The 7212-nt window shown below is 69.3% G+C and carries 4 protein-coding genes and 1 pseudogene; 4 read left to right on the forward strand and 1 reads right to left on the reverse strand.

From position 1 onward, the window contains the following. The first annotated feature begins 95 nt into the window (after window positions 1-95). The 4 genes from ACYVE7_RS05565 (at window position 96) to ACYVE7_RS05580 (ending at window position 4843) form a co-directional block, all read left to right on the forward strand. Window positions 96-752, forward strand: a complete 657-nt coding sequence (locus ACYVE7_RS05565) for a VC0807 family protein (RefSeq protein WP_460363446.1) — start codon at window positions 96-98, stop codon at window positions 750-752. Window positions 753-811: 59 nt separating this feature from the next. Beyond that, window positions 812-1963 carry a L,D-transpeptidase gene (locus ACYVE7_RS05570; protein WP_460363447.1) on the forward strand — a complete coding sequence of 384 codons (1152 nt, stop codon included), beginning with the start codon at window positions 812-814 and terminating at the stop codon, window positions 1961-1963. Window positions 1964-2141: 178 nt separating this feature from the next. Next, window positions 2142-3458 carry a L,D-transpeptidase gene (locus ACYVE7_RS05575; RefSeq protein WP_460363448.1) on the forward strand — a complete coding sequence of 439 codons (1317 nt, stop codon included), beginning with the start codon at window positions 2142-2144 and terminating at the stop codon, window positions 3456-3458. Next, a complete protein-coding gene (locus ACYVE7_RS05580) occupies window positions 3455-4843 on the forward strand; it encodes a L,D-transpeptidase (RefSeq protein ID WP_460363449.1) in 1389 nt (462 codons plus the stop codon). The genes ACYVE7_RS05575 and ACYVE7_RS05580 overlap by 4 nt, the downstream gene beginning before the upstream one ends. 226 nt (window positions 4844-5069) lie before the next feature. On the opposite strand, the pseudogene ACYVE7_RS05585 reads toward ACYVE7_RS05580, so the two are convergent. Continuing rightward, window positions 5070-7061 (reverse strand): annotated as a pseudogene (locus tag ACYVE7_RS05585) (InlB B-repeat-containing protein); the annotation flags it as partial. Window positions 7062-7212 lie beyond the last annotated feature (151 nt).

Here is a 7212-nt window from a genome sequence, read left to right on the forward strand (position 1 = left end):
GCCCGGCGGCCTCATCGTCGCGATCGGGGGCTTTTCGGGCGATCTTCGCGTACCGTGGAGGCTTCGCGTCGCCTGGGAATTCGGGGATCTTCCATATGGAGCTGCACGGCGGCCGTCATGCCTTCGAACTTCCTCAGTTCGGGGCGCTGCTGCGGCACGCGCTGCCCCGGCTGATCGAGGGCGTCGTCGCGCCCGTGGTCGTCTTCTATCTGGCGCTGTTCGCGCTCGGCCAGACCGGCGCGATCATCGTGGCCGTGATCTGGGTGTTCGGCGCCATCGGGTTCCGGCTGCTGCGCGGCCACCCGGTGCCGGGCGCGCTGATGCTGGCCGGTCTCGGCGTGGCCGCCCGCGCCGCCCTGGCGTTCGGCTCCGGCAACGCCAAGCTCTTCTTCCTCCAGCCGACCCTGGGCACCCTGCTGGTCAGCGGCACCTTCCTCGCGTCCGTCCCGCTCGGCCGCCCGATGGCCCAGAAGATCGCGACGGATCTGATGCCGCTGCCCGCCGCGCTGCTGGCCCACTGCCGGGTGCGTCGCTTCTTCCAGCGGATCTCGCTGCTCTGGGCGCTGGTCTTCTTCGTCAACGCCACCTTCAGTCTCTGGCTGCTCTGGCACGAGTCGCTGGAGACCTTCCTCTGGCTGCGCACCTCGGTGGTGGCGGTGCTCTGGGTGGCCGCCTTCGCGGTCTCGATCTGCGGGTTCCAGCGGTGCCTTCAGGACGTCAACGCCGAGCGCCGAGAGCTTGTCCTGGTTTGACCCCTTTCATCCCATGAATACGGTGAACGTTACGTATCGTGGAATATCCGGGGGTTTGAATGAGGATCGTGACCATCGTCGGAGTCGGTGCGGCGTCCGGGGGACTGCTGCTCACGGCGGCCTGCGGCGGTGGGGACGGCCTCGGTTCGCTGACCTCCGCGCCCAAGCCCGCCACCGTCACCGTGACGCCCGCCGACGGCAGCGCCAAAGCACGTCCTGACCGGCCCGTCCGGGTCGCCGTCACCGACGGAAACCTCGCCGAGGTGGTCCTGACCGGCGCGGGCAAGACCATCAAGGGCTCCTTCGACGCCGGCCGCACGACCTGGGTCGCCGCGCGGAACCTGGCGCCCGGCACCCGGTACACGCTCACCGCGACGGCCGAGAACAGCGGCGGCGCGAAGACCTCCACCACCAGCACCTTCACCACGCTGACCCCGGCCAAGCCGCTGAAGATCGCCGACATCACCCCGGGGGTCAAGGGCGAGACGGTCGGCGTCGGAATGCCGATCATCGTCACCCTGAACCAGGCCGTCACCGACCGCGACGCCGTCGAGAAGGCCCTGAAGGTCACCGCGGAGAAGCCGGTCGCGGGGGACTGGCGCTGGCTGTCGCCGACCCAGGTCGTCTACCGGACCAGGACCTACTGGCCCGCCCACCAGAAGGTGACCCTGGACGCCCGGCTGACCGGCGTCAAGGCGGGCGCCGGGGTCTACGGGGTCGCCGACCAGGTCCAGGCGTTCCAGATCGGCGCCGCCCGGATCGCGACCGTGAACGTCCCGCGCAAGACCATGACGGTCACCCACGACGGCAGGCTCGTCCGGACGATCCCGATCAGCGCGGGCAACGGCACCACCCGCGAGTACACCACCACCAACGGGGTCCATCTGGTGATGGGCCGCTACAACCCCGAGACGATGATCTCGCCGGGCAAGAAGCCGGGCGACCCCGGCTATTACAAGATCATCGCCAATCACGCGGTGCGGTTCTCCGCCAGCGGCGAGTACGTCCACTCCGCGCCCTGGTCGGTCGGTTCCCAGGGCAGCGCCAATGTGTCGCACGGCTGTGTGAACGCGAGCCCCGCCCACGCCAAGTGGTACTACGACCAGGCACAGCGCGGTGACGTCCTCAAGGTCACCGGCACCGACCGCGAGCTCGAACCGGGAAACGGCTGGGGGTTCTGGCAGATCCCGTTCAGCCAGTGGGCGAACTAGCTTTGCTGTTTCTGTGGCTCAGGTGACGGGTACTTATCAATGTCCTGTGAATTCCGAACCCTGCGGTCTCAGTGCTCGTCTCACCCGTTAATGTCTCTCGTACTCGCCTTTGGTCGTTGGGGTCGGGCGTGTTCGGGGTTGTGGAGGTTTCGCGGTGCGTCGGCAAACACGGGGTCTGGTGGGATTGGTCAGCGTGGCGGCGCTGGCCGCCGCCTGCAGTTCGGGCGGCGGGGGCTCTGACGGCCCCGGCGGCGGCGCGAAGGAGTCCCCCGCCCCGGTGGTGACCATCACCCCGGCCGACGGCACCGGCAAGGCCAAGCCCGAGCAGGGCGTCAAGGTCGTCTCCAGCGGCGGCGCGCTCAAGACCGTCGTGGTCAAGGTCAAGGGCCAGACCGTCCCCGGCACCCTGTCCGCGGACGGCACGAGCTGGAAGTCCGACTGGACCCTCCAGCCCAGCGCCTCCTACACGGTCGAGGCGACGGCCGAGGGCTCGGGCAAGAGCACCACGGCCACCAGCAGCTTCAAGACCCTCAAGCCCGCCGGCACCCTGGGCCTGGAGTACAACATCCCGGCCAGCGGCGACACCGTCGGCGTCGGGATGCCGGTCGTCCTCAACTTCACCCAGCCGGTCGTCGACAAGAAGGCCGTCGAGAAGTCCCTGGTCGTGGAGTCGAAGTACGCCAACGAGGGCGCCTGGTACTGGTACACCGACAAGCAGCTGATCTTCCGGACCAAGAAGTACTGGAAGCCGTACCAGACCATCAAGGTCACCGGGCATCTGGCGGGCGTCAAGTCCGCCAAGGGCGTCTACGGCACCAGCGACTTCACCCTGAAGTTCAAGGTCGGCTCCTCCAACATCTCGACCGTGAACACCCGCACCCACCGGATGGTCGTCAAGATCGACGGCAAGACCAAGCAGAACGTGGGCATCTCGGCGGGCAAGGCCACCGAACGCAAGTACACGACGACCAGCGGCATCCATCTGACGATGGACAAGAAGAACCCCGAGACCATGATCTCGCCCGGGATCGAGGAGGGCCAGCCCGGCTACTACAAGGAGATCGTCCCCTACGCGGTCCGGATCTCCTACAGCGGCGAGTACGTCCATTCCGCGCCCTGGTCGGTCGGCTCGCAGGGCCGCGCCAACGTCTCGCACGGCTGCGTCAACTCGCCGCCCTTGTTCGCGCAGTGGTACTACAACCAGTCCAAGTGGGGCGACGTCGTGATCGTCACCGGGACGGACCGCGAACTCGAGTTCGACAACGGCTACGGCTGGTGGCAGAAGCCGTGGAAGGACTGGGTCCTCGGCAGCGCCTTCGACAAGCCCGTCTCGACCACGCCGAAACCCGCCCAGCAGCCCGGCGCCACCCCCTCCTCGGACGCCACCGCCTCCCCCGGCGCGACGGGCTCCTCAGGACCGGCCGCACCGACCGGCACCCCTGTCTCGCCCACGACGCTCCCGCCCACCACTCCCGCTGAGAGCCCAGCCGAATGACCCACCGCAAGACCGCCGCGCTGACCGGCGCGGCGCTGCTGCTGACCGCTGCCTGCTCCGCCGGGAACAGCGAGCCCCCCGCCGGCAAGGAACAGGCCAAGGCCGAGGCCGCCGCCCCGCTGCTGACCATCACCCCGGCCGACGGCACGGGCAAGGTCAAGCCCGAAAGCAAGATCACCGTGACGGCCTCGGGTGGTGCGCTCCAGACCGTCGCGGTGACCCAGGGCGGCAAGAAGGTCCCCGGCGAGCTGTCGGCCGACAAGGCGACCTGGAAGTCGGCCTGGACCCTCAAGCCCGGCGCGACCTACCGGGTCGAGGCGACGGCGGCCAACACCGAGAACAAGACGGCCACCGCCGCCAGCACCTTCAGGACCCTGAAGGCCGAGCAGACCTTCGGGATCTCCGACGTCATCCCCTCGCCGGGCGAGAAGGTCGGCGTGGGAATGCCGATCACGGTCACCTTCGACCGCGAGATCACCGACAGGAAGTCCGTCGAACGGGCCCTCGAGGTGCGCAGCGACAAGCCGGCCGTCGGCGCCTGGTACTGGACCGCCGCCAACCAGGTGATCTTCCGGACCAAGAACGGCAAGTACTGGAAGCCGCGCCAGAACGTCCGGCTGATCGCCCACCTCAGCGGCGCGAAGGCCGCCAAGGGCGTGTACGGCACCGCCGACCGCGTCCACAAGTTCGAGATCGGCGACGAGCACATCTCGGTCGTCGACGCCAAGAAGAAGTACATCACCGTCAAGATCAACGGTAAGCGGGCCAAGCACCGGCCGATCAGCGCGGGCAAGGGCGGCAGGGTCGTCAACGGGGTCGACACCTATCTGACGACCTCCGGCGTGCACCTGACCATGCAGCGCTACCTCGTCGAGACGATGACGTCGGAGTGGATGGGCGTCGACCCCAAGGACACCAAGAACGGCGGCTACGAGCTGAAGATCCCGTACGCGGTCAGGATCTCCAACTCGGGCGAGTACGTGCACTCGATGGCCAGCCGCGAATGGGCGATGGGCGACCTCAACCTCAGCCACGGCTGTGTGAACGCCGAGGACACGTTCGCCCGCTGGTACTACGGCATCTTCCAGCGCGGTGACGTGCTCACCGTGACGGGCACCAAGCGGAAGCTCGAGTGGAACAACGGCTGGAGCTACTACCAGATGCCCTGGAAGGAGTGGGTGAAGGGAGGGGCGCTCGACCGCGAGATCCAGACCGGCGCCCCCGCTCCTAGTGGCAGCGGCAGCTCGCCTTCTTCTTCTTCTTCACCTTCTTCTTCGCCTTCGCCTTCTTCTGGGTCTTCTTCACCTTCGGTTTCGCCTTCGCAGGCTTCTTCACCGGCTTCTTCACCGGGGGCTTCGGCTTCGGCGGCACCGTCGGCGGGGTGAACTCGGCCACCAGGCTGTCCTGGCCCACGACCGTCATGGCCAGGACGGGCTGGGTGCCCACCTGCATCCCGTCCAGCAGCCACCGCTTGAACCGGTAGCCCGCCGTCACGGTCGCCTTGGCGATCACGTCGCCCGAAGGGGACGGCTCGGAGAGCTGGACCTGGCCGCCCGCCGGCGGACGGGCGAAGACGTCCAGCATCGGCTGGTCGCCGACGTACCGGGCGACCAGCGAGTGCGGGCGCGACATCTGGACGGTCAGCACCGGGTCGTCGCCCGCCTCGCTGCCGTCCAGGAGCCAGCCGGCGAACCGGTGGCCGGTGGTGTCACGCGCGGTGACCTTCACCTGGGTGCCCTGGGTGTAGACCCCGCCGGGCGGAGTCAGCACGATCTTGCCGACCCCGCTGGGAGCCGTGGCCGAGGTGAGCCGCTGGGGCTGGCCGGTGCCCACGATGAACTTCGCGACCAGCGTGCTGTTGGCGCGCACCGAGACGTTGAGCGGGTTGGCCGAACCGGCGGACGCGCCGTTGAGCTGCCAGGAGTCGAACACGTAGCCGGGGGCGGGCGCGGCCGTCGCCGAGACGACGTCGCCGTAGGCGAACGGGCCGGGCGCGGAGCTCTGCGCGGTGCCGCCCGCGGTGGCCGTCACGGTCAGGGCGAGGTCCGGCAGCGGGTCGCGGGGTGTCCGGTAGGCGGCGACCTGCGGTGCGGTCAGGTTCATGACCCGTGCGGCGTTGGACGGCTGGGAGCTCGTGCCGATCCTGACGCCGAGCGGCTGGCCGTCCGTGCTCAGATCCGGGTTGGAGAAGTACGGTGTGTAGGGGCAGGGCCGGGGTGAGCACGCCGACGGATAGCCCATGATCGTGACGAACCGGTCGTTGCCCGGCAGATAGCCGTGGTTGTCGGGGTAGTACGGGTTCGGGGTCGGCGAGGTCGACCAGTCGTGTTCGAGGCCGAGCAGGTGGCCCCACTCGTGCGGCAGCACATAGGCCCAGAGCTGGTTGGCGGCCACCACCGACCAGATGTCGCCGCTGGTGCTCGCGGCCTGCGGGTTCTCCGGGGTGACGGCCAGCCCGGCGATCCCGTCGGCCGGGTCGTAGCCGCCGACCACGAGGGTCACGACGTCGGCGCCGTACCGTTCGCGCAGGGTCGCCGCGTCGTCGAGGCTGCCGTCGTGCTGGTTCGACAGGGCGTTGTAGCCGGGCTGCACGGTCTCCTTGCCGGTGTAGGCGACGTGCTCGACGCCGACGACCCGGAAGGCGGTCTTGACGCCGCTGTCGGCGAGGTTGTCGTTGGCGCGCGACGCCGCGTCCTGCACCCAGGCCTCGATCTCGTCCCGGCCGCCCGCCTGGGCCTCCGCGCCCGGCGTGACCAGGACCAGGGCGTCGATGACGCTGTTCGTTCCGGTGGCCCGCCGCTGGGCGGCGGCGGCCGCGTTCACCCGGGCGGCGGCCGTCGGGGCCTTGCGGAGGCTGTCGGCGCCCGGCCGCTGGAGCAGCCCGGCCGCGGTGGTGTCGATCTCGCTGATCATGACCCGGCCGTTGGAGCGCGGCTCGATCGCGAAGTCCTCGCCGTTGACCCGTACGGAGCCCGCGAGCGCGAAGCGGGTGTCGGCGTCGCAGAGGCCGACCGCGGAGAGCGTCACGGCGCTGTCCGGCAGGTCCTGGAGTGCGCCCCGCCAGCGCAGCGTGCCCTGCGGGCCGATGTTCACCAGGGACGCCGTCGCGGTGAACGCGGTGTCGGGGAAGAGGTCCAGGGTGATCGTCGCCGGGCTCACCGGGGCGGTGCCGCACCACGGCCGCAGCACTTCGGGATCGGCGGCGGCGAGCCGGTGCCGCAGTTCCCACGGTTCTTTGGCGCTCAGGGTGGCGGGGTCGGCCGCGGTGTCGTCGAACAGTCGGGGCGCCTCGCTGGAAACTGCCCCGGTTAGCCCGGCTATCAGGCTGAACGTGCAGGTCAGCGCCTTGATCATGATCATGGAGCGGGTTCTTCCCCAGGGCGGTGCCGATCGAACCGTCCGATCGGAACGGGTAATCGGCGGGCGCATCCACCCCTGATCGGTCATGCTTTTCACCGGTGCAGGGAGAGGCGCAGGCAAGCGGTCCTGAAATGTCGCGAACATTACTGTTCGGGGGCCCAAAGTGACGGGGAGTCCATGCGGACAAGGCACGGAGACATTGCGGAACGCCATGGGTCCCGGTAGAACTCCGAAGATGGACATCGTCGAGGTGATCGATCCGGCGGATTCCGCGCTGGACGCGTGGCACGCGCTGGTGTCCGCCGCGCACGGCCACGACCACCCGGGCGAGCCGGAACCGGATCCGGCGCAGACCGTCGGCTGGCTGCTCGGCGGGCCGCGCGGCCGGCTCTGG

The sequence above is a fragment of the Actinocorallia lasiicapitis genome, from assembly GCF_054778695.1.

Coding starts and splice junctions, on each gene's coding strand:
- ACYVE7_RS05580 (WP_460363449.1), top strand. CDS start 3,455: ATGACCCACCGCAAGACCGCCGCGCTGACCGGCGCGGCGCTGCTGCTG.
- ACYVE7_RS05570 (WP_460363447.1), top strand. CDS start 812: ATGAGGATCGTGACCATCGTCGGAGTCGGTGCGGCGTCCGGGGGACTG.
- ACYVE7_RS05565 (WP_460363446.1), top strand. CDS start 96: ATGGAGCTGCACGGCGGCCGTCATGCCTTCGAACTTCCTCAGTTCGGG.